Origin of the sequence: Laspinema palackyanum D2c, from assembly GCF_025370875.1 — a bacterium.
Classification (GTDB): Bacteria; Cyanobacteriota; Cyanobacteriia; order Cyanobacteriales; family Laspinemataceae; genus Laspinema; species Laspinema palackyanum.
The window spans coordinates 92,721-116,303 of record NZ_JAMXFD010000013.1; the positions used below are offsets into that span (position 1 = coordinate 92,721).

20 protein-coding genes are annotated in these 23,583 nt (G+C 47.7%); 14 read left to right on the forward strand and 6 right to left on the reverse strand.

Features of this window, described 5'->3' with window-relative positions; translation table 11 throughout:
* Window positions 1-139: 139 nt before the first annotated feature.
* Together NG795_RS16180 and NG795_RS16185 are read right to left on the reverse strand one after the other, a co-directional pair.
* Window positions 140-553 (reverse strand): fasciclin domain-containing protein, encoded by a 414-nt coding sequence (locus NG795_RS16180; RefSeq protein ID WP_367289684.1) that lies wholly within the window; start codon window positions 551-553, stop codon window positions 140-142.
* Window positions 554-657: 104 nt separating this feature from the next.
* Complete coding sequence (locus NG795_RS16185) at window positions 658-1,638, reverse strand: ABC transporter ATP-binding protein (protein ID WP_367289685.1); 981 nt, start codon at window positions 1,636-1,638, stop codon at window positions 658-660.
* Window positions 1,639-1,970: 332 nt separating this feature from the next.
* Between NG795_RS16185 and NG795_RS16190 the strand changes: the two genes are divergently transcribed.
* The 3 genes from NG795_RS16190 to NG795_RS16200 all read left to right on the forward strand — a co-directional run bounded on the left by NG795_RS16190 (window position 1,971) and on the right by NG795_RS16200 (window position 4,223).
* Window positions 1,971-2,156 (forward strand): hypothetical protein, encoded by a 186-nt coding sequence (locus tag NG795_RS16190; RefSeq protein ID WP_367289686.1) that lies wholly within the window; start codon window positions 1,971-1,973, stop codon window positions 2,154-2,156.
* Complete coding sequence (locus NG795_RS16195; protein ID WP_367289687.1) at window positions 2,150-3,025, forward strand: pentapeptide repeat-containing protein; 876 nt, start codon at window positions 2,150-2,152, stop codon at window positions 3,023-3,025. The genes NG795_RS16190 and NG795_RS16195 overlap by 7 nt, the downstream gene beginning before the upstream one ends.
* A 76-nt stretch (window positions 3,026-3,101) precedes the next feature.
* A complete protein-coding gene (locus NG795_RS16200) occupies window positions 3,102-4,223 on the forward strand; it encodes a tetratricopeptide repeat protein (protein WP_367289688.1) in 1,122 nt (373 codons plus the stop codon).
* 1,574 nt (window positions 4,224-5,797) lie between these two features.
* Here NG795_RS16200 and NG795_RS16205 read toward each other — a convergent pair.
* Window positions 5,798-7,000 (reverse strand): esterase-like activity of phytase family protein, encoded by a 1,203-nt coding sequence (locus NG795_RS16205; RefSeq protein ID WP_367289689.1) that lies wholly within the window; start codon window positions 6,998-7,000, stop codon window positions 5,798-5,800.
* A gap of 128 nt (window positions 7,001-7,128) precedes the next feature.
* Here NG795_RS16205 and NG795_RS16210 point away from each other — a divergent pair, with 128 nt between their 5' ends.
* The 5 genes from NG795_RS16210 to NG795_RS16230 all read left to right on the forward strand — a co-directional run bounded on the left by NG795_RS16210 (window position 7,129) and on the right by NG795_RS16230 (window position 11,893).
* On the forward strand, window positions 7,129-8,424 hold the full coding sequence (locus NG795_RS16210; protein WP_367289690.1) for a tetratricopeptide repeat protein: 1,296 nt from the start codon (window positions 7,129-7,131) through the stop codon (window positions 8,422-8,424).
* Window positions 8,425-8,427: 3 nt separating this feature from the next.
* Window positions 8,428-9,888, forward strand: coding sequence for an aminotransferase class I/II-fold pyridoxal phosphate-dependent enzyme (locus NG795_RS16215; protein ID WP_367289691.1), 1,461 nt, complete (start codon window positions 8,428-8,430; stop codon window positions 9,886-9,888).
* Between the two features lie 297 nt (window positions 9,889-10,185).
* Complete coding sequence (gene cbiT, locus NG795_RS16220; protein WP_367289692.1) at window positions 10,186-10,788, forward strand: precorrin-6Y C5,15-methyltransferase subunit CbiT; 603 nt, start codon at window positions 10,186-10,188, stop codon at window positions 10,786-10,788.
* The gene (locus NG795_RS16225) at window positions 10,781-10,939 is read left to right on the forward strand and encodes a hypothetical protein (protein ID WP_367289693.1); all 159 of its coding nucleotides are present in this window, start codon (window positions 10,781-10,783) and stop codon (window positions 10,937-10,939) included. The genes cbiT and NG795_RS16225 overlap by 8 nt, the downstream gene beginning before the upstream one ends.
* Window positions 10,940-10,987: 48 nt before the next feature.
* Entirely contained in the window at window positions 10,988-11,893 is a 906-nt protein-coding gene (locus NG795_RS16230; RefSeq protein WP_367289694.1) for a phosphatidate cytidylyltransferase, read from the forward strand.
* Window positions 11,894-11,904: 11 nt separating this feature from the next.
* Here the strand turns inward: NG795_RS16230 and NG795_RS16235 are convergent, their stop codons facing one another.
* Window positions 11,905-12,699: an LmeA family phospholipid-binding protein gene (locus tag NG795_RS16235; RefSeq protein WP_367289695.1), complete on the reverse strand. Its 795-nt coding sequence runs from the start codon at window positions 12,697-12,699 to the stop codon at window positions 11,905-11,907.
* A 266-nt stretch (window positions 12,700-12,965) separates the two neighbouring features.
* On the opposite strand from NG795_RS16235, the gene NG795_RS16240 reads away from it, so the two are divergent.
* Both NG795_RS16240 and NG795_RS16245 read left to right on the forward strand, forming a co-directional pair.
* Entirely contained in the window at window positions 12,966-13,760 is a 795-nt protein-coding gene (locus NG795_RS16240; protein ID WP_367289755.1) for a pseudouridine synthase, read from the forward strand.
* Window positions 13,757-14,554, forward strand: coding sequence for a helix-turn-helix domain-containing protein (locus tag NG795_RS16245; RefSeq protein WP_367289696.1), 798 nt, complete (start codon window positions 13,757-13,759; stop codon window positions 14,552-14,554). The genes NG795_RS16240 and NG795_RS16245 overlap by 4 nt, the downstream gene beginning before the upstream one ends.
* A 352-nt stretch (window positions 14,555-14,906) precedes the next feature.
* On the opposite strand, the gene malQ is transcribed toward NG795_RS16245, so the two are convergent.
* On the reverse strand, window positions 14,907-16,412 hold the full coding sequence (malQ, locus tag NG795_RS16250) for a 4-alpha-glucanotransferase (protein ID WP_367289697.1): 1,506 nt from the start codon (window positions 16,410-16,412) through the stop codon (window positions 14,907-14,909).
* Window positions 16,413-16,597: 185 nt separating this feature from the next.
* Here malQ and NG795_RS16255 point away from each other — a divergent pair, with 185 nt between their 5' ends.
* Window positions 16,598-17,026 (forward strand): NUDIX domain-containing protein, encoded by a 429-nt coding sequence (locus NG795_RS16255; protein WP_367289698.1) that lies wholly within the window; start codon window positions 16,598-16,600, stop codon window positions 17,024-17,026.
* Window positions 17,027-17,427: 401 nt separating this feature from the next.
* Here the strand turns inward: NG795_RS16255 and NG795_RS16260 are convergent, their stop codons facing one another.
* Window positions 17,428-17,553 carry a hypothetical protein gene (locus tag NG795_RS16260; RefSeq protein ID WP_367289699.1) on the reverse strand — a complete coding sequence of 42 codons (126 nt, stop codon included), beginning with the start codon at window positions 17,551-17,553 and terminating at the stop codon, window positions 17,428-17,430.
* A gap of 414 nt (window positions 17,554-17,967) precedes the next feature.
* Here NG795_RS16260 and NG795_RS16265 point away from each other — a divergent pair, with 414 nt between their 5' ends.
* The 3 genes from NG795_RS16265 (at window position 17,968) to NG795_RS16275 (ending at window position 23,564) form a co-directional block, all read left to right on the forward strand.
* On the forward strand, window positions 17,968-21,381 hold the full coding sequence (locus tag NG795_RS16265; protein ID WP_367289700.1) for a PAS domain S-box protein: 3,414 nt from the start codon (window positions 17,968-17,970) through the stop codon (window positions 21,379-21,381).
* A gap of 488 nt (window positions 21,382-21,869) precedes the next feature.
* Window positions 21,870-23,042, forward strand: coding sequence for an RNA-guided endonuclease InsQ/TnpB family protein (locus NG795_RS16270; RefSeq protein ID WP_367289701.1), 1,173 nt, complete (start codon window positions 21,870-21,872; stop codon window positions 23,040-23,042).
* Between the two features lie 117 nt (window positions 23,043-23,159).
* The gene (locus NG795_RS16275; protein WP_367289702.1) at window positions 23,160-23,564 is read left to right on the forward strand and encodes a RidA family protein; all 405 of its coding nucleotides are present in this window, start codon (window positions 23,160-23,162) and stop codon (window positions 23,562-23,564) included.
* Window positions 23,565-23,583: the final 19 nt, after the last annotated feature.

Here is a 23,583-nt window from a genome sequence, read left to right on the forward strand (position 1 = left end):
GAGGGGGTGGGGTTCCTGAATGCGATCGCCTCTGCTCCCATATCCAGCTATGAAAAGTCGTTTTTATAGACTAGCCCGCGCAGGCGGGCTTTGTCCCTGTAGCTCCACTATGCAAGGGTGTGGGTTTTTAGAGACTATCTTATACCGCAACCAGACTGGGAATCAGTACCTTGTCGATCGCATGAATCACCCCATTATCCGTGAGGCGATCGGCACTCAACACTTTAGCATCATTGATTTGGATGCCATTTGAAGTATCAACCCCCACCACGGAACCTTCCACCGTTTCTGCTGATGCTAATTCCTCCAAATTATCCGTCCGCACGTCTCCATTTAAAACGTGATAGCAGAGGATTTTTTTGAGCTTACTCATATCTTCCCTCAAATTGGCAAGGGTATTAGAAGGCAGTGCCGCAAAAGCTTCATCCGTGGGTGCAAAGACGGTATAAGGTCCTGGACTCTTGAGCAGATCCAGGAGATCTGCCGATTCTACTAAAGTGAGCAGGGTTTTGAATTGCCCCAGTTCCTGGGCGGTTTCTATTAAGTCAGCCATGAGTGATTTCTCCCTAAAATGAGGATTTCTGTTGATTTCTGTTTAGGAATAACATAAGAAATCAGCCCAAGCCCTCTTTCACAGGGAAGAACTTCAGGGTGAATTTATTGACTGACGGTAATCCCCCGATCGCGCAGTTGTTGGACAAAAAACTCTTCTAGGGAAGCACCCGTTAGGTCAATGGTAATCAGCTTACCTCCCATGAGTTGCAAGCTGGCGAGGAAATCCTGGGGGGAACCTTTTAAATGCCCTTGCCAGCGATCGTCTTCTAAGTCCAAGTCGGGTAACCACTGTTTGAGCACTTCTAAATTCCCCCCGGTACCTTTGACAAAATACAGGTCAGAAGTCCCCAGTAATTCCTTGAGGGAACCGGAGCAAATTAATTCCCCTTGGGCGAGGATGGCCACGCGATCGCAAATTTTTTCCACATCAGCGAGGATGTGACTGTTAAAAAAAATCGTTTTCCCTTGTTCTTTCAGGGAAATGATAATTTCCCGCATCTGATAGCGTCCCAAGGGGTCTAGTCCTGACATGGGTTCATCTAAAAACACCACATCGGGATTATTAATCAGTGCCTGGGCCATGCCAATTCGCTGTAACATCCCTTTAGAATAGTTACGCAGAATTTTATTACGAGCGGCAGATTTGGCGATGCCCACGAGATCCAATAGATCGGGAATGCGCTGGCGCTGCTCACTGGCAGGAATTTGGAATAAGTTTGCAGTAAAGGCCAAAAATTCCCAGCCAGTTAGATATTTATAAAAATAGGGGTTTTCGGGGAGATAACCGATGCGTTCTCGGACAGCGCGATCGCCTAAAGGTTGCCCGAGTAATAACCCGCGACCCCCACTTGGACGCAAGATGCCCAATAAAATTTTGAGGATGGTCGTTTTCCCGGCCCCATTTGGGCCCAGCAACCCAAAGGTTTCTCCCTCATACACCGTTAGAGTGCAGTTTTTGAGGGTTTCGACTTGTTTGTTCATCCAAAACCCAGTGCGGTAAGCCTTTCGCAATTGAAAGGTCTCGATCGCTGGCACGCGCTCACTGGTTATCGGTTCGGTAGGCCAATCAACGACAGAATCCATGTCCGTTTCCCAATTTCGTGCAACCTAATCTAGTTCTATCTTGTCCCGAATTTACCCAATTTGGCCTTATTTTACATCCTTTCAGGGGCAAGATTCTCCCGATTGCACCGGATTGTAGGACGGATGGGGGCCTTGAAGAGAGGGGTTTGGGGAGTTTTTCCTCCGACTCTGGGGGTGTGGGGTTGACTTTTGGGGGAGAACGACTGAAGTCGTTACTACGAACTGGGGAGAACGACTGAAGTCGTTACTACGAACTGTGGGTTTCAGGCTTTTTCTGCTCCTGCTGCGGCTGCGAAATAGAATGGTTTATAGGGAGCAAGAGGAAAAATGCAATGGATCGGTCTAAAGTTATAGCTATCATTACGGGTGCGATTTCCATTTTGCTGGCGATCGCCTACCTGATTGTTGTTCAGTTGCTTGATTTTCGGGGGGAAATGTTACCGGCTCCCATTGATACGGGAACTCTCATTCCGTCAACCCGGGTAACTGTTGTTACTCTTATTACCCGTCTATGCTGATCACAAATGTAGGAAAAATCACGGTTCTGTTAGTCCCCTTGGGGTTGGCTTTACCTGTTGCTGCAGCTAACCCAGCACACCTACAGCAACTCTTGGACACCAATCGTTGTCCGGGATGCGATTTGCGGGATGCTCAATTAGAAGGGGCGAGCTTGCGCGGTGCCGATTTGTCGGAAGCCAATTTACAGGGGGCCAATCTCCGAAATGCGGATTTGCGATATGCCAATTTTCGCAGTGCAAATTTATCCGAAGCGATTCTGATTGCCGCAGACTTAGAAGCGGCAAATTTTAGTCAGGCGAATTTACAGGAGGTGGATATCCGAGGAGCCAATCTCAAGGATGCGGTGTTGACAGGAGCAAATACTTGTGGTTGGCAGCGACAAGATGCTCGGTTACAAGGGGTCAATTTGCAAGAGGCAGGGTGCATCCGTCCTACCCCGGCACCGGCACCGAATCCGGCTCCGAATCCGACACCAGAGACAGGGGTACTTCCCCAGAGGCAAGCAGCCGCATTGCTGCGGGACTGGTTAACGGCTAAAGCTAACATTTTTGCGCCTCCATTTGATCGGGAATTATTGGGGAATCTGACGACGGGAATTTTATATGCAGATTCTCTCAATTCGGTGACTTGGTTAGAAAATAATAATGCGTTTTATCAATATGGGGTGCAGCGAGTAGAATCCATTGAGCGATTTGTGACGGAAGGGAATCGGGCGACATTAGAAGCTAGGGTGACGGAAGATTACACGCTATATGAAAATGGACGAGCCGATCGCGATCGCGCTAGTTTTGGCACGAATTTAATCCGGTATAATTTACACCGGGTCAACGGTCAGTGGAAAATTGCGGATTATCAAGTCATTAATTAAAGGCGATCGGTGAGCAGAATTGCTCTCATCAGGGTGTTTCAATTGGATAGGGTTTACGAAGGGAGAGAGTGAGTTAATGACAGGCCAAGAAGCACAAGATAATTTTAATTCTTCTATTCATTCAGCACAGAAGAATGAGGAAGAGGGTCTGATTGTCATCCAGATGAATAATCCGAAAGCCTGGTACGATCGCGCCGGTTCTCTTTATCAGTTAGGACGCTATGAAGAGGCGCTAGAGAGCTATGAGAAGGCGATCGACCTTGATACTCACTATGCCGATGCCTGGAATAATCGGGGGATGACCCTGAAGTGTTTGGGACGTCATGAAGAGGCGGTGACGAGTTATGAGAAGGCGATCGCCCTCCAGGCTGATTATTACCAAGGGTGGAATAACCTCGGGAATGCTTTGGTGGAGTTAGGACGCTATGAGGAGGCGGTAGCCAGTTACCAACGGGCGATCGCGATTTCTCCGGAGTATTGTCAAGGGTGGCATAACCAAGGGGAAGCGTTAGCGGCGTTAGAACGCTATGAAGAAGCAGTTGCCTGTTACGATCGCGTCTTAGTCCTCAAACCTACCTGGCGGGAAACGAAACGGTTGCGACGAACGGCGATGGCGAAGTTGCAAGAGAGGCCCCCTAGTCCCAAACCGGCGATGCCAGAACCAGTGGAAATCCCGGTTGCTCAGCAAGAGCAGGAAATTGTACCCAAATCAGTCCCGAGTCAGCCGGTGGTTCCCCTGGACCATCCCAAACTAGCCGCCTGCGATCGGATGGTGGAACGCTATCCTGATGATCCCGAAGCTTGGGTGGATCGGGGCAGTGCTTTAGCGGAATTAGGATGCTATGAGGAAGCGGTTACCAGCTATGATCACGCCCTTTCCCTGGATCCGGATAATTGGCAGGGGTGGAAAGATCGGGGAGTCGCCCTGAAACAGTTAGGTCGATCGCAAGAAGCCCTCACCAGTTATGAGCGGGCGTTAGAATTGCAACCTCCGGCCCCTACCATCACGCCAGAACCTGCACAGGCATCTGTGGAGGTTTCTTCTCCAGATAGGGTTACGCAGTCTCCGGTGGAGGCTCCCTTGCCCGAGATAGTCCCAAACCCCACCCCAGTGCGGCGATCGTCGAGTCCAGTGGGGGGTGTGATCCGTTGGATGCGGCGATGGATTGTCCGGCTATGGCGACGCTTGATCGGATAGTTTAGACCTTAAGTGCTTGTTCCACAGGAGATTTACCAACCAACTCATGAACAGGAGGGTTTAGTTACCCAAGATCGGGGAATAGCGCTCGCAGAATCCCTGGGTGGTCAGTTGGCTGGTTTCTCCAACAATCAGCGCTTTGCTCTGAACTGGACAGTGCTTAGTGCCTCGATGCTTACAAGTTTCACAGCTTTGCATATCGGAAAAAAATAGGAGAAGGTTTTTGCTCTATCAACTTAACAAAGATTCACCAAATTTCCGAAGTGACTTACGCTACAATCCACGAAATCGTTACATCTTGTAATCGAAGGGCGATCGGCAATCCACTATCCCCCCGGAGATTCTTCCTTCCAGCCCCAACTTATCGCGATCACAATATTGTCCTCGCCTAGCGGGATTCCCTCCGTTCCTCCCTTAGAGCCTCTAATCTACGAGTATTCAAAAATTTTAAAAGATTGAAAGACTGACAGATAAGGATTGTCGGACTAACTAAAGTTGCCTCAGTCCGGCCTACAAAACTTTAAAACAATCCCTCTAAATCCCGATCCCAGTTTTTCATACCCTCCCTACCAACTCTGCCTAGCCTATCCCCTCCACATTCCCTTGAGTACCTCTTTAGATAGAGATGACACAGAGGCTTTAGACCCATCAGACTATGCTCGATAGACTAGACCAATGTCAATCATCCGCGTGGCAGGGATCAACATTTCCTAGAGTTACCTCTTTAGATAGAGAGACGCTTTCAACCCATCAGACTATCCTAGATATAGTGGAGCACTGTAAATCCTGCTCTGGGCCGGGATCAACTAAACATGGCAGAGTCTGGCGAAAATTTTAGCCAAATCACCCAGACTTTAGAGCCGATTTAATTTGATTTAACAAAAGCTTGACCCCTTAAATTTTATTCCCTAAATTAGCCCTCTCTCAACTGATGAACCCATGAGAAAAAGGGAACCTTAATACTCATACCCATAAGGAATCTTCTATGCAAGCTCTTGAAAGTCCTCTAACTTTTTCTAAATCTTCCTTCCCTAAATGTTCAGTTAAAAGCAGTTTCAATTATACTGAAAAAAAGCATAAGGTTTACAGCTCGGAGACTTTACCTAAATCCGATATTGCTGAGTTGTTTTTCTCGGTTTGGCAACATCATGAAATAACTGAGACAAATCGTCAAAGGTTAAAATTTGCCTTATTAAGTTATCATGAGCTGAACGAATCGGACTATCGACTACTTAATCGCCTCTTGCACGCGGTAAAACGCGGATGGATTAAAATAATAGACTAAGTTCACCGAGAACTCAATAAAACAGACTGATTTTTCTGACCCTATATTTGCAGGCTTATCCGGGATATCCGGAGAACCGTAGCGTTGACGGGTTGAATTTTTATGGATCCCGTGAAAATTGAATATAAATCAATTGACGATTAATGCCTTCAGGGGTCTGAAGGCATTAATTTTTTTTAATTCAAAGGTGGGGAATTCCCGGGGGTAAGGGGCGTCTGATTCATCAATTCTATCTTTAAGCAATAACCGATAGATGGGACACCCCTGAGTGAAACTCCAGGGAAAAACCCTAGAGTTTTAACCGGAATAATAAAATCTGATTCACTTGGTCCGGATTAAAATTATCATCACTGATCAGGATTAAACTTTGACTGCCGTCTGAGAAACGGGGTCCAAGGGTCATCCCTTCGAGATTGTCTAACTCAATTCCTAAATCTTGTAAGTTTAAAAGCAACCGCTTCTTAATGGGTTCAACCTTCTTCAATTCCCCTTTTAAACTGGCAATTCTGGAAGTATCGGTAGCGCTGCCGGTTTGAATTTCAAACAGTTTTGCCCCGAAACCGAGAAACCCAAAATTGCGCTCTAAACTGAGCAAATGCCCTCCCTGTTCTAAGGCTAATAATTCCGGTAATCCTTTGTAAAGACTCCAGCGAATACTCTCATCCAGGGTGTAAAGATTTTCAGAAATTAAGACTGGGGGTCCATCGGAGATTAGATAATGAAGTAAACGGTTTTTAGGGGGGAGTTCGGCATCGAGTTCATCTAAATCTTGTACGAGGGGTGCTTCTGTGGCGGTAAACAGGCGATAGGGATCGACGGTGGCATCCCCAAATCCTCGGGGATTGAGGGTGAGGGACTCTAAACCTAAATTATCTTGGATACCTTGGGTTTGATTCTCAGCAGTATCGGGGATGTAGCGTTTGGGAAGGGTGATATCCCGGACAAATTGGCCGGTTTCTAGGTCGATTTCGTGGATAAAGGGTGCCAACCCTTTGCGCGCAATCCCTTCGCTGGCAATATAAACACTGTTGGGGGAGGCAAAGGCGATGCCTTCTGCATCAATTTCACCAATGGGATAAGGGTTGCCGTCTTCTCCTTTGAGAAAGGTGACGGATTCGATGTCAACGCTGGCGATTTTAGGTGAATCGGAACTGTTAGAATCCAAATTCAGTTTAAGGGTATAGAAGCGGGCGGGGGCATAATGTCCGCGATCGTCGGAGATGACGTAGAAGCGATCGCGTTGGCGATCGTAGGTGATGCCGGATAATCCACCAACGGGGGTATCCTGAAATGGACGTTTCGGCAGTTCATACTCGTCTAAAAATTCTACGGACAACCCCAGAAATATGCGCTCTTGTGCATTGACTTGGGGCAAGGCACAGGCGGTTAATATCGTCGATAGCACCAGTGCCAATGCTGTCACCCAGGGGAAAATTTGAAATTTGCGCCAGTTCACGATCGCCTCCAACCCTTGAAAATCTAAACAGTTCAATTTTCAATTTAACAAATTGATGGCTCTATTGGCAGAGTGCCTATCTCTTTCATCAGTCCCGAACCCCGGTTATGTAGAGCGATTAAATTAAACCGTTAACCCGTTGCGTGAATTCAAAAATAAACGAGATGAAAATTATAACCGGAGTAAAACCTGGAGGAAATCCTTACCGAATCGCCCCAATTCGACTACACCGAAACCGGGCTTATTTTGGGTTGTTTTTTTGGATTTTAGGCTTGACTTTTTCCGGGTTTAATGCTTCAAGTGCCTTGGGACAACTGGAAAATTCTGCACCACCCCTGCTGCCTCCAAATCCGTTGGAAGTGTTGATCCCTGACCCGTTAGTGCCGAATCCCCCGAAGAAAAATCAATCCTTAACCCCAGAACAACTGCGGGAGTTAGAATTGGCTTTAAATATATTAGATGCAGAAGCATCAGCCGAGTTAGCGGCTGGAAATAAGCCCGCAGCGTTTACGATTTGGTATCGAGAATTGCGGTTATGGCGTTATTTTGGACCCTTGCCGGAGGTGCGCGCTTTAACTCGGGTGGGGACGACTGCCTGGGAACAACAAGAAATTACGGCACTGCAAGCGATTGATGCTAGACTCAAGGTCATTCATCAAGAGTATTGTCTGAGTCCTCAAGTTTGTGAATTGCCTCTGTTACAAGCATTAGCGATGGGATTTGAAACGGTGCGATCGCGGGATTTAGCCCTAACGGTTTATCAGCAATTACTCACCGATGCGCGAGATCGCAACGATGCCTCCGCAGAAGAATCCATCCTCACCAATATGGGTCGCCTCTATTTGGAAAAACTCGATTATGTCAATGCGTCAACACCTTATCAAGGATTACTCTCCTTTGCGGTACAACGACGCGATCGCCCCCAAGAATTGTCCTATCTCGAACAACTGGCTTTTATCTACACCCAGGCAAATGATTCCCAAGGGGCGATCGCCACGCGGCAGCGACTGGTCACCCTTTATAGTAACCCCCAAGATATTGCCAAAATCCCTCAACTCAAACTGGCGATCGCCACAGATTATGAACGTCTAGGGCAACTGCAAACGGCGATCGCCTCCTACGAAGAAGCCTATACCTTCGCCTGGACTCAACAACAATTTTACATCGCCAGTGATGCCCTAGAACGCCTCGCCCGCCTTTATACCACCCTAGAACAATTCGATGCCGCCTTAGAAGTTTATGAAGCTTTATTAATCGTTGAGCGTCGCGCCTACAACTTATATGGGATAATGCATACTTATGATCGCATGGGTCAAATTTATCAGAGACAAAATGCCTATACCCAGGCTATCCAAGCCTTTCAAAATGGTTTGGAGATAGCCCAACAACTCAAATACCAAGAGACATATTTCACTGAACAAATAGACCAACTGGTTCGCCGATCGCGTCCATTATTCTAATCCATGTTACAAGACCACCGTCAAGCCCCTTTATTAGAAACTCTCGCCCGCTGTGCCAAAAAACCGGATGCGCCATTCTATGCACCGGGCCACAAACGGGGGCGAGGAATTCCCCAATCTCTGAGTAATCTGTTAGGAACTTCGGTGTTTTTAGCTGATTTACCAGAATTGCCGGACCTAGATAATTTATTCGCACCAACCGGGGCGATCGCATCGGCACAAGAACTCGCTGCCGATGCTTTTGGTGCATCCCAAACCTGGTTTTTAGTCAATGGTTCCACCGCAGGAATTATTGCAGCAATCCTGGCAACGGTTCGCCCAGACGAGAAAATTATTCTGCCTAGAAATGTCCATCAATCTGTAATCTCTGGATTAATTTTATCCGGGGCATTGCCGGTTTTTATCGCCCCCGAATTTGATCCAATCTGGGGTTTAGCCCTGAGTATCACGCCAGCATCCGTTGCCGAGGCATTAGCGGCCCATCCGGATGCCAAAGCGGTGATGATGGTTTATCCCACCTATCAGGGGGTATGCGGGGATATTCAGGCGATCGCCCAGGTAACTCACCAATTCGGCATTCCCCTGTTAGTGGATGAAGCGCATGGGCCGCATTTTGCGTTTCATCCCGATTTGCCGACTCCGGCCCTGGTTGCCGGGGCGGACCTATCCGTGCAATCAATTCACAAAGTCCTCGGGGCCATGACTCAGGCATCGATGCTGCATATCCAAGGCGATCGCATTGATGTCAATCGATTGAGTCAAAGTTTGCAGTTGATGCAATCCACCAGTCCCAGTTATTTACTCCTGGCGTCCTTAGATGCGGCAAGGCAACAAATGGCACTACAGGGTCAAGAGTTGATGACCCAAACCCTGGCCCTAAGCAGTCGCGCCCGGGAGGAGATTGCCCAAATCCCTGGATTATCGGTGTTAATGCCACCTGAAGCGAGAAGTCCGGGATTTGTGGCAGGCGATCGCACCCGTGTGACGGTGGGGGTTTGGGAGTGGGGACTGAGTGGGTATGAAGTCGATGAAATGCTTCAGGAACAGTTCGGGGTCACCTGTGAGTTACCGTCCCCGGACCATTTAACCTTTATTATCAGCTTGGGGAACACCTCGGCAGATATTGACCAACTCGTCCAAGGGTTTTTGACCCTCTCCCAGGATAATTGCCACAAGCAGCGATCTCGTTCCCTTCCCCAGATGCCTCCCCCTCCCGCCCTATCCCTATGCCCGAGGGATGCGTTTTTCGCTCTTGTGGAAGCAATCCCCGTTATAGAGGCGATCGGGAGGGTCAGTGCTGAGTTAGTATGTCCATATCCCCCGGGAATCCCAATTTTGATGCCCTCAGAGGCGATTACCTTAGAGGCAGTCGCCTATTTGCAACAAGTGCTCGCCCAGGGAGGTATCCTAACCGGATGTAGCGATCCGACTTTAACTACCCTCAAAGTGGTTAGAACTGGATAACCGGGCTAAAAATAATCCGGAAATCGGTTAAAAATATGACCATTGAATTGCTCATTTAATCCGATAATTTATAAATTTAGCCGGTTCACCGGAGAAGTAGGGTGGGCAATGCCCACCTTAGTTAAGGTGGGCATTGCCCACCCTACAATTGCTTCAAATTATTGGAGTTTTCCATTTTTCTAAATTTTTGAATCCCTTAATCGAGGGAAAACCCGTTTTAAACTTATTAAATTTGGGTCTATCAGATAACATAAAAACCGCTTAAAATTATCAATAAAATCCGATAAAAATATTATTATGAAATCTGGAATTTGGCCTTATATTACCCCGGGTATTGCGGATGAGTTATTTGAGCGGTTGCCGGGAATTCCCATGAGCAAACGGGAAACGAGGTTGCTCTTACTCTCCCACCTGCGACTGCAATCCGAATCGGTCTTATGGGATATTGGGGCTGGAACAGGAACCATCCCTGTAGAAGCGGGATTACTCTGTCCGAACGGGCGGATTTTAGCCGTAGAACGGGATGAGGAAGTGGCCGCCTTAATTCGGGCCAACTGCGATCGCTTCGGCGTTGAAAATGTAGAAGTCATCGAAGGCAGTGCACCGGAATGTCTCTCCCAGCTACCCCATGCCCCGAATCGCGTCTGTATTGAAGGAGGCCGTCCCATTAAAACCATCTTAGAAAAAGTCTGGTCCTACTTACTCCCAGAAGGACGAGTCGTGGCCACTGCCGCAAGTTTGGAAAATTTGTATGCCATCTCCGAAAGCTTTGCTGAGTTACAAGTCCGCAATGTGGAGGTGGTCCAGTCCTCCTTCAACCGCTTAGAAGGAAGGGGAACTCATCAAAGTTTTGTGGCAGTTGACCCGATCTTTATCCTGAGTGGAGAAAAGCTTGATTAAAATTCCCCCCGGTTTACCGGATTCTCTGGAATTAGAACTCTTGCAGCATGACAAACAGATGCCCCCATCCCCCTTAATCAGCGGCACAGTTTGGTGGGTGGGTTCCGTAATATCAGGAAACGCTGACCAGACGGAGGCGTTCGGTGAATGATGCAAGAAATCTATTTTGCTAATACTAGATTAACTATAAAATTGTTCTATGCCTTTGTCTCGAATTCTCAGTACCATTGTTGCTCTAATCCTAGCGCTAGGTACGACCTTCCTAGGAGGTTGGTACTTTACGGTCGGTTTCTCCATTCTGGTCTATCTTGCTCATTGGGAATACTTGGAACTTGTCCGGGCTAAAGGGATTTACCCGGCAGCAAAAACGAGTTTATTTCTAAGTCTGGCTTTGGTCGTGCTTTCAACCCAAAATTCCCAGTTGACTGATGCCCTTTTGCCGATCGCCGGAACCTGTATTTGTTTCTATCTCCTGTTTAAGCCGAAAATGGCAACGATCGCCGATTTAGCGGCCTCCATTCTCGGTCTATTTTATATCGGTTATTTACCCAGTTTTTGGCTGCGCTTACGCACTTTAGGGTCGGAGGTGGCCAGTAATCTCCCCTTGGGTGGCTATTGGCCCCAAACCTGGCCTAATTTTTCGGACCTACCCACAGGGTTGAGTGTGACCTTGCTTTCGTTTATTTGTATTTCTATGGCCGATTCTGCCGCTTATGTCGGTGGCAAATGGTTGGGACGGACTCATTTTTCCGATATCAGTCCGAAAAAGACTGTGGAAGGGGCAGTATTTGGAATCCTGGGCAGTGTCATTTTGGCAACCCTCGGGGCCAAGTATCTCAATTGGCCCTTCTGGGCGGGGACTGGGGTGGCATTCGGGTTACTACTCGGGATTGCCAGCTTGATGGGAGATTTAATCGAATCCCTGATGAAGCGCGATGCAGGAGTGAAAGATTCGGGTAAGCTGATTCCCGGGCATGGGGGAATCCTAGACCGGGTGGATAGTTATATTTTTACCGCTCCTTTTGTTTATTACTTTATTACCCTCTTGTTGCCATTGCTCTCGCAATGGGTCCAGTTGTCTGCCACCGTAAGCGGGTCTTCCTGATGCCGAACCCGTTAAGGCAGAACGGTCAGTTGTCCCTGACAGATTAGCCCGCTTTCGTTAAACGAGAGCTCGGAAATAGCCACATCGGACCCGAGGGGTAGGATAACGGTTTCTAATGGGATTACCGCAGAGTCTGAAAGAATTTGAATCTTTGGATTGAGAAAGTGCAATTCTGAGGGGGTGCCCAGTTGTAACCCTGTTTGGAGGAGAAAGGGTTGGGCCCCTTGGGCGGGGGTGTGGAAGCGCCCGCGCAGGGTGAGGGTTTCCTCCGAGGAAAGGATGGCAGCGCCCTCCCAGGTGAGGGTCGGTTCTGAACACCAGGAGAGGGCTGCGGCGAATTGGGGGAAGAATAAGGGAGTGAAGGCATCGGCAATCAAGGGCGATCGCATGGAGGCATTGAGGTCCGATTCTTTCAGATGTAAGCGAACCACCACCGGAACCGGGTCCTGAAGGCGCAAGGATTTCCCGCGCAGAATGTCCCGGAGATTGACCTGAATGCCGGTTCCCTGAACCTCCAGGGTACTCAGATGCAGACCTTGATAGATGGCACCGGACCCGCACAGAGAAACCTGGGGAATCACCCCTTGGAGGATTTGCCGATCGCCTCCGTTAATCTGCACCTCTAGTTCTCTGACCGATTCCACCTGCGATCGCAACCACAATTGCACCGCATGGGAGAGCACCCAACCGATGCGAGACTGAGAGGGGGGGATGGGTGGAGTCAGGGGTAAATCCTCTTCGAGTGGGGATAATTCTAGGCGATCGCTTGACACAGAAGTTAATTTTATACTTTCTTTTTCGCGCATAAATATTCTCAATGCAATTTCCCCGGTACAGGGCCCTAGAATCAGGGAACTCAGGGAGTATCCGTGAAATGTGGGAGCATTTAGGACCGCCCACAACCGGGCAAACGGGACATTTGAGTGCTTCTAACCCCTACTCTGCGGTTCTGAGTGCTTGTATTCTCCCTGATCCTGTAATATTTGTACATAGTTCAGTCTGGCAACTTGTCAGGTGGACTCAACCCCTAAAAACTTTTAGAAAAAAGCGAAAACGCGCAGCCGTCCAAAACATGGATGCTAGACTGCAAAAAATCCTATCCGAGTGGGGTATTGCCTCACGCCGTCAGGCTGAAAAAATGATTCAAGAGGGACGGGTCCAACTGAATGGCGAAATTGCCCGCCTCGGGCAGAAAGCCGACCCTGAACGCGATCGCATCCAAGTCGATGGTATCCCCGTCAACCCTGGCGATCGTCCTAGTCCCCTTTACTTGCTGTTAAACAAACCCACCGGAGTTGTGTCCACCTGCGCCGATCCCCAAGGTCGGACCACGGTGCTTGACCTCCTGCCTGCTGATTTACGGCAGCAGAACGGCATCCATCCCGTGGGACGCTTGGATTTTGACTCTACCGGAGCATTACTGCTCACCAATGACGGAGAACTCACCTTCCAACTCACCCATCCTCGCCATAGCATTCCCAAAACCTACCAGGTGACCGTTGCCGGAGAACCCCAGGAATCAACCTTGGAAGCATGGCGTCGCGGTGTCATCCTCGATGGCAAAAAAACCCGACCGGCTGAGGTTCGCATCCTCGATCGCCTGGGTCCCTCCCAAACCCTGCTCGAAGTGATTCTCTGGGAAGGCAGAAATCGCCAAATTCGCCGGGTTGCTGAGTTGTTAGGATACCCGGTCATTCACTTACACCGCACGGCGATCGGCTCAATTCATCTCAACCCCCCCGGGGAAGCTCCTTTACCCCAAGGCTACTACCGCCCCTTGAACCCCTCTGAGATATGTTTCTTACAAAGTCAAGTCTCCCTAAACTCCGTAAATTTGCCAGCAGATACTCAGGAACCGACCCGATGAAGAAGCATAAACCTAAAGCTATCCTGAAACCACAGCAGGATCCATCGGCCAAACTGGCCGAAATGGGTGCTTACTTACGGCAAGTGCGGGAGTCTCAGTCCATGACCCTTGAAGAAGTCGCGGCCAAAACGATGATTAGAATGAGTCTGCTGCGATCAATTGAAGAAGGGCAACTTTCTAACCTCCCCGAACCGATTTATGTTCAGGGTTTTCTCTTGCGGTTTGCTGAGGCGCTGGGTTTAAATGGCGTTGAGTTTGCTAAAACCTTTCCCATCATTTCCACCTGGCGCAAGCAGAAAATTGCTCAGTGGTTTTATTTACCCATCCCTAGACTGCGACCGATTCATCTGTACCTGATTTATATCCTGCTGATTATTGGTGCAGTCAAAGGGTTAGCGGGATTTGTCGAAACCACGGCGATGCAGGAATCCAATGGAGAACAAACGGAAACTGCTCAGACTGTAGCCAGTTCTGAGACAACCACGCCTGAAAAATCCACCCCCCCAACAACCGCCTCTCAAACCCTGGGGGCCAGTCAGTCCAATTCTAATGCCCCGGTTAGGGTTGGATTGATTCTTCAGGACAGTTCCTGGGTGCAAATTACCGCCGATGACAAAATCGAATTTGAAGGCACGTTACAACAAGGAACGGAACGCACTTGGGAAGCGAAACAACAACTGGTTATCCTAGCGGGCAATGCCGGTGGGGTTCTCATGGCAGTTAATGATGAACAAGCCAAACTCATGGGTAAACCCGGGGTTGCTGAAGAGGTGATTGTTCGCGCCGAACCCTAGGGAAAACCCGCACCCTGAAGGGTGGAGCTACACGGACGAAGCCCGCCTGCGCGGGCTAAGAAAGAAAACCCGCACCCTGAAGGGTGGGGCTATACAGACGAAGCCTGTCCTGAGCTCCGTCGAAGGGCCCGCCTGCGCGGGTTCAGAGATAAAATCGACTTTTTACAACCGGATTTGGTATGACCCCTCCCTTGAGGTTGGGTTACTTAGGGTATTCCCAGAAATAAATCATCTTGCATCCGATGCGATCGGACTTAACAATACTCTTGTAGCCTGCGGAGGCAGGCTTTGTCCGTATAGCCCCACCCTTGAGGGTGCGGGTTTTTAGGATATTTTATTTTTGGGAGTTCCCTTAGTAGCACCGGCGACCATAGGTTTCCGTGAGCAGTTTCAGGCGATCGCGCAGGTCCCAAGTCAGCACTTCCCCGCGATAACGCCATCCCCAATTCCCTTCTGCCAATCCGGGCGTATTCATCCGCGCATCGCTGCCAAGTCCCAACAAATCTTGCAAGGGAATCAGGGCTTGATTCGCCACGGAAGACAATGCCACTCGAATCAGTTGCCAGTGAATCCCTTCCTCAGAAACGGGTCCCAAATAGGCTAACAGACACCACCGTTCATGGTCCGACAGTTTTTCAAACCATCCCACCGTCGTATCATTATCGTGAGTCCCGGTATAAACCACACAGTTGCGCGAGTAATAGTTAAGCGGCAAATAGGGATTCCCGGGTCCGGATCCAAAGGCAAAGTGTAAAATCTTCATCCCCGGAAACTCGAACTCGTCTCGCAGGGCTTCCACTTCCGGAGTAATCACCCCTAAATCTTCGGCAATAATCGGCAGACTGCCTAACTGTTCTTTCACCGTTTTCAGCAAAGCCGAACCCGATGCAGCAATCCACTTTCCATTCATGGCGGTGGTTTCCCCTTGGCGCACAGACCAGAAGGACTCTAGGCCCCGGAAATGGTCGATGCGAATGATATCCACATAACTCAACATGGATTGGAAGCGCTTGACCCACCAATCAAAATCCTGTTTTTCCAATCGCTTCCACAGGTAAACCGGGTTACCCCACAATTGCCCCGTGGCGCTGAAATAATCGGGCGGGACTCCGGCCATTCCTGCCGGTTCTCCGGTTTTGACATCCAGACAAAAGATGTTGGGATTGGCCCAGACATCGGCGCTATCGTGGGCGACATAGATGGGAATATCGCCGATAATTTGGATGTTTCGTTCGTTGGCGTAGCGTTTGAGGTCGGACCATTGCCGGAAAAATTGATATTGCAGGAATTTTTGGAAAAAGATTTCTGCGGTTAACTGTCGCCCCCATTTGTCCAGGGCTTCTGGTTGCCGCTTGGCAATGTCGGGTTCCCACTGATACCAGCTTTTGCCATCCATTGCGCCTTTAATTGCCATGAATAAGGCATAATCGTCAAGCCAATAGGCTTTTTCATGGCAAAATTCTTGAAATTGCTGTTTTTGCTCGGCAGAAGCCTGGGCTTTGAAGGTTTGGCAGGCTTGTTGTAACAGGGGCATTTTGATGGCGATCGCCTGGTCAAAATCGACCCAATCGGCTGGAAACTCGGGCAGGTGATTAAAGTCCCAGTCCGCCAGCAGTTGGTCATCCCGCAGGCGATCGGGACTGATCAACATCGGGTTTCCTGCCATTGCGGAATAGGACAAATAGGGAGAATTGCCAAATCCCGTAGGTCCTAGCGGCAAAATCTGCCAGTAAAGTTGGTAACTCTCTGCTAAAAAGTCCACGAAGCGATAAGCCGCTTCGCCAAGGTCACCGATACCAAACCGACTGGGAAACGAGGTGGGGTGGAGTAGAATACCGCTAGATCTGGGGAAGGGCATGGTGTATTTACCATTGGAAAATAACTTAAGCGTGGTTGCCCAATCGTTTACTGGGCCAACAAGTCTCAACTTTATCATGGGACGGGGCACTAGAGAGCGGCGATCGCCCCATCAAAACTTGATGACAAATCAGCCCCTATCCCTGCTAACAGCGATTCTAAACCTATCAACTTTAAAATTTAACCATGACCTATCGCAATCCCACTCCGACTGTTGACATCATTATTGAGTTAGGCGATCGCCCCGGACGTCCCATTATCCTGATTGAACGTCGCAATGACCCTTTAGGTTGGGCGCTTCCCGGTGGTTTTGTCGATTATGGGGAATCGGTGGAAACGGCGGCGATCCGTGAGGCGAAAGAAGAAATCGGTTTAGATGTGGAACTTATCGAACAATTTCATGTGTATTCTGACCCGAATCGGGACCCGCGTCAGCATACCCTGAGTGTGGTTTTTTTAGCCACGGCGACGGGGGAACCCCAAGCGGCAGATGATGCGAAAAATTTAGACTGTTTTGAGTCTTGGCGCATTCCCCCTAATCTCTGTTTTGACCACGATCGCATCCTCAAGGATTATTGGCGATATCGAAACTATGGGATTAGACCCCGGATTTAAGGCGATCGCCATTCCATCTGGAGGGGAACTTCAAAAAATAAAATAGCTCAAACCCGCACCTTCAAGGGTGCGGTTTTTATAGACTTTTGAAGATTGGATGGAGGAGTATCAGAGTTCGTTTCCCAGTCCACTGGGTCCTGCGAAACCGATGCGATCGCCTTGCCGTCCCCCGTTCATCGTCACTCCGACTAGATCGGGGATAGGGCGGTACTCCATTGACCAGAAATGCCCTATCCCTTCGGTTTGGGTCGATTAAAATCTTAACGGTGCGATCGCTCTGTTGCTATTTTTCTTTAAAGACGAAATATTTCCAACCTCCCAAAGCCCTATCCATCCAAGGGATTCAGATTTTTATTAAGGTCATCATCAACCCTAGGGCAATCCCCCTTCCTCAATTTGCACTACCCTGTGCCACTCCCCACTGCCAATGCGCCCTCAACCTTGACATAGAATAGAGTTTCTAATCCCCGCTCAACCGGATTAAGGACAGCCGGTTTCACCGGAGGAACAGGGTGGTTTCCTTCCATTCCAGTTTCCTGCTCCCTTGCCACGAGAACACCCGACTAGAATCCTAGAGAAAATAGTCGGGATCAAGCTCACCGTCAACCCTTCCCACCCCTCAACCATCCCCGGTTGTTTATTCGCAATAAATAGGTGGTCTTTGCAAATGATAAACCCCTTGTTGATCACCCATCCCCTCTTTAAAATGGGTTATCAAACCCCCTTGAAATTCCCTTAAAATTTTATGGTGGAAAAATATTTTTGCTTTTTCAAATTTTAATCCGAACTTTCTCTGTAATTTATAAATGCCATGAAAATACATAAAAATTTATCAAATTATCACTAATTTTACATCTTGCTAATTCGCATAAGAACAAAATTTAATTTAAAAAAATAGCCGATTAAAGGGTAATAAAATTCGCAGTAAAAAAGGTAGGGTTATGAATGTTGAACGCCAAATTAGTCAAACCCCTGATTCCGTCAAGCCGGGTGGAACCATTCACGATAGATACTTCCAAATCATAGTGGAACGAGCGGCGATTGGGTTAGCGCTTTGGGATTTGACTGGAAAATTATTGCAAACCAACCCTTTTTTACAAACCCTGCTGGGGTATGAGGCAGAAGAACTATTGCATCTGGAATATAGTCAGATTACTCATCCCGAAGACTGTCAAGTAGAGGAGGCTCTCATGGAAGAGTGTATTGCCAGAAAGAGAGAGGGATATGAAATAGAAAAAAGATTAATCGGAAAAGATGGAAAAGAAATCTGGGTCAAACAGAACCTATCCATGAGGCTAGACGGGGCAGAAAATCCACTATTTGCGGTGGCAACCATTGAGACTTTTTCCCCAGTCTCCTCCCGTGAGAAACCCACTGAAGAATTGGCAGAAAAATACCAAACTATCTTTGATATTTTCCCCCTGGGAATTTCCGTTACAGACTCTGAAGGGAATATTATAGAATCAAATCCTGCTTCATTAAATTATTTAGATGCTCTGGTTATCAGCTCACAAGAAGAGGTCCAACCGGATAGAGATTACCGGCTCATTTTTAGGGAAGGGACTCCGCTGAATCTCGAAGAATTTTCCAGAAGACTGGTTTTAACAGAAAATGCCAAAAATGGAGTGATCCAAAGTTTACAAGTGGGAATTGCTTCCGGGGAGGGAGAATTAGACTGGCTGAATATTATAGCTGTACCGATTCCGCTTTCAAATTATGGATTTGTCATCGCCTATATCGAGATTAACGAAGGCAAAAAAACAGAAATAGCGTTAAAAGAAAGTGAAATGAGGTTTAGAAAAGCCCTGGACCACTTCCCAGATACCTTTGTAATTTATGATGCCGATCGCCGCATTCAATTTATTAACACCAATGGGATCCAAGTGAGTGGCTATACCGAAGAACAGATTATCAATCGCCGGGATGAAGAATTATTTCCCCCAGCAGTCACTGATAACTATCTTCCCCTACTTCAGGAAGCTATTGAGACAAAAAGTCCTCAAAAAGGAGAATGTAACATTGCTTTAAATAATACCCAATGGAGCGCAGCGATCGCTTACATTCCCTTGCTGAATGACCGGGGAGAAATTTATCAGATTTTAGGAATTACCCATGATATCACGGAACGCAAGCGGGCTGAAGAATCTTTAATTAAAAGTGAAACCACCAATCGAGCCTTACTTAATACCATCCCCGATTTAATGTTTAGAGTGAAAGGAGATGGAACCTACTTAGATTTTAAACCGGCTAATTTTAGCAATTTAATCAAACCGCAAATTTTTCAAGGCTTAAAAGTGGTGGATGTCATGCCCCCAAATATTGCCGAAAAATCCATGAGATATATCCAACAGACCTTGGAAACTGGAGAGATACAAGTGTTTGAATATCAACTAGAAATCGGCGGTGAAGTTTCGGTCTATGAAGCTAGACTGATTGCCAGTGGAGATGATGAAGTCGTGGCTATTGTGCGAGACATTACGGCGCGTAAAAATGCCGATATAGAAAAAAATCAATTGATTGAATCCCTCCAGAAGAGTGAAGCGAATCTCGCCCGAGCACAAAGAGTCGCTCATGTGGGAAGCTGGGAATATGAGGTTGAGTCTAAAAAAATAACCGTTTCTGAAGAATTTTTAAGAATTTTTGACTCCCCTTTGAATTCCGAAGTAAGCTATTTTCACCTGGTGAATCAGCTACACCCAAAAGATAGAAAAAGTTGGAGGAATCTGATTCGAGAAGCCCTGGCACAAGGGAGCGCCAATGAAGTTGAACTGAGAATTTGGCAAAGCGATCGCACCCTCCGTTATATTGAAGCAAGGGCGGAGGTGGTATTTAGTGAAACCGGAAAACCCATGAGGCTCTTTGGAACCGCCTTAGATATTACCGAACAGAAAAAAGCCCAATCTGCCCTTGCCGAATCCGAAGCCAAATATCGCTCCTTAATGAATGATGCCGGAGATGCAATATTACTCACGGATTTGGAGGGTAATTTTTTAGAATCCAACAAAAAAGCCGAGGAACTATTAGGTTATACCAAAGAAGAATTTGTCACCCTCCATGCCAGTCAAATTTTGCCCCCCCAAGAACGGGAAAGAGTGATCTCTATGTTCGCCTTAACGGCAAAAATCGGAGGCGGATGGTTGCCAAATACCCAACTCCGCCAAAAAGATGGGGAAACTCTGTGGGCGGATATTAGTTGTAGTGTAGTCCAATGGGGAGAGGGTCTGAAAGTTCAGCAGGCAATCCTGCGGGATATTACTTATCGGGTTCATATTGAAGCCTCTTTAAGAGAACAAGCGGACCGAGAACGGTTGATATCTGCCATGCAAGAGCGGATCCGACAGTCGTTGGATTTGAAAGAGATTTTACAAACGACGGTGGTCCAGGTGAGGCAATTTTTACAGTGCGATCGCGTGGCAATTTGTCGCTTAGGCTCGGATTGCACCGGCGAGATGGTAGCGGAATCGGTTAATTCAGAATACTGCTCCATTTTAGGGCTAACTATTCGGGATCCCTTATTAGGAAAACTGGATTTATCCCTGCAAAAGTTGGGGGGAATTTATCAGGTTGAGGATATTACTCAAGCTTGGGTGAGCGAGTTTCAGGTTAATTTTTTAACTGAGGTGGAAGTCAAGGCGATGTTAATGGTGCCCATTGTCCAAAGTAGTGGGTTATGGGGATTACTGATTGCTCACCACTGTGCGGCACCTCGACGATGGCAGCAGTCAGAAATTAAGTTGCTCAGTCAATTGGCAACCCAGGTGGGAATTGCCACCCAACAATCCCAACTGTATGAACAGCTCAAAGAAGCAAATCAACAGTTGCAGCAATTGGCAACTCGGGATGGATTAACCCTGTTATCAAATCGGCGTCATTTTAATGAATATTTAGAACGAGAATGGCGACAGATGGAGCGTGAGCGCACCCCACTCTCGTTGATTCTATGCGATATCGATTTTTTTAAACCCTATAATGACACCTACGGCCATCAAGCTGGGGATGAATCTCTCAAACAAGTTGCAGTTGCCATTCAAAAAGCCAGCAAAAGGCCCTTAGATTTTGTAGCGCGCTATGGTGGCGAAGAATTTGCTGTGATTTTACCCGACACCGATGCGGATGGGGCCATCTCCGTCGGGGAAACCATCCGCGAGGGGGTGAAGGCATTACAAGTTCCCCATCGGGCATCTCCTACCTGTGGATACATTACCTTGAGTGTGGGAATTGCGACGGCGATGCCTGGAGTTGAGTCATCTTTGGAGACCCTGATTCAAGAAGCCGATCGCGCCCTGTATCGAGCGAAGGACAAGGGCCGCGATTGTTCGGTTCATTATGCTCAGATTGAAAGCCGCTCCTGCTAAAATAGATCGCGATTCCACCAGTGCCCCTTGGAGTAAACTATGAAAGGCTGTTTTTTTTGAAGTCCCTCGGTGATGGCGAACAGCTTCGAGGGCCTTGGATTGCGATCGCCAGGGGGCACAAAAAGTAGCCCAGTGGAATTAGGGTCAGGAAGATGGACTAGCAATCCCTAGAAATAACCCCGGTTCCAACCCAGAGGCGATCGCGCCGTTCCTTACTCCGTTAATGTTCATTCCTGAAGGGGTTTAAGTGAACCGGCAGAACAAGCGCAAGATCCAGGGAGAATGAGATCGTTAATCTAGGTAAAATATCCCTGAACACAGGATTAACTTCTGGGGAGTTTGAGGGGCTATAAGTCCCGGGCTGTACCAGAATGGTCAGGGTCGGGATACATGGATCCCTCAAGTCAATTAAAGGGGTCGATGCCCTGAAAATTGACAATCACTGGAATTGTCATGCTATAATTTTATCGCAAATTATTTTTACGGTAATGCTGAGAGCAACCAAATACAGAATTTATCCAACCTTCGAGCAAAGGGAACACCTTGCTCAGAGTTTTGGTTGCTTACGATTCGCATGGAACTACGCTCTCAATCTTACCAACGAAACCTACAAAGCTACAGGGAAGGGTCTAGGTCGCTTTGCCATTCAGAAAGAGATAACTAATCTCAAGAAAGAACACGAATGGATGAAAGAGCCTTATTCCCAATGCTTACAGGTTGTTGCACTAAATTTGTCTAGGGCTTTTATAAACTTTTTTGAAGGGAGGGCTTCTTATCCTCAATTCAAATCAAAGCACCGTACCCAATCTATTAGTTATCCTCAGAATGTCTCAATCGTAGAAGATGGCATCAAATTTCCCAAGATGGGGATTGTTCATGCCAGACTACATAGACCTATTGAAGGGGCAATCAGAACAGTCACTGTGTCGATGAATGCCTCATGCCAATACTTTGCCTCTGTTTTAGTCGATGATGGGAAAGATATCCCAGAAAAAACGACCGAAGGTAAAGCAGTCGGTATTGATTTAGGCTTGACTCATTTTGCTATCACCTCCGATGGGTCTAAATTTGACAATCCCCGTTGGTTGGCTAAACATGAGAAAAATCTAAGAGCTAAACAAAAACGGTTGTCCAGAAGACAAAAGGGTTCTAACAACCGTAACAAAACCCGTAAGCAGGTATCCGGGGTACATAACAAAATATCTCGATGCCGGTCAGATTTTCACCACAAACTATCGCGCAGGATAGTCAACGAAAACCAAGTCATAGTGGTAGAAAATCTAGCAGTTAGGAACCTGGTCAGAAACCACTGTCTGGCTAAAGCAATCAGCCAAGTGGGATGGGGCCAGTTCTGTACCCTGCTGAAGTACAAAGCAGAGCAAGAAGGGAAAGTTTACCTAGAAGTAGACCGATTCTTTCCTAGCTCCAAAACCTGCAATGTTTGCCTCAATCAAGTCAGAAGCTTGACCCTTGGTGTCAGGACTTGGCAGTGTGAAAAGTGCCAAACGAAGCATGATAGAGATATAAACGCTGCCAAGAATATCCGAGATGAAGGACTGCGGATTTTATCCTCTGGAACGGGGGAGATCGCCTATCGTCCAGGTGTAAGACGAGATAGTAGAGGACGCAAGAAATCTACTGTCTCGCAATCTGCTGGGTAGGAAGCCCGCACTGTACCGTAAGGTCAGCGTCGGGTAGTTCACAAATGTGTTTTCCATTTCAATTCACAAGCCAGCTAAACCGTCCGGGTATCACCCGTTCTTGAAAATCTAATCTCAATGACTAAAACAATCATTCAGACAGACCAAGCACCCGCACCCGTTGGACCTTACAATCAGGCGATCGTCGCCACGGGTCAGTTCGTCTTTGTTGCGGGTCAAATCTGCCTAGACCCCAATACCGGGACCCTAGTCGGGGAAGGTGATGTGGTCAAACAGACTATCCAAGTGATGGCAAATCTAAATGCTATCCTCACCGCTGCCGGTGCCACCTTTGACGATGTGGTAAAAACCACGGTTTTTTTGGCAGATATGAATGATTTTGCTGCGATGAATGCCGTTTATGCTAAATATTTCGATGAAGCCACTGCACCGGCCCGCGCAACAGTCCAAGTATCACGTTTACCTAAAGATGTACTCGTTGAGATTGACTGTATCGCGGTGATTGAAGGAAATCCTAGATAGTCTTAAGATTTTAAAACAG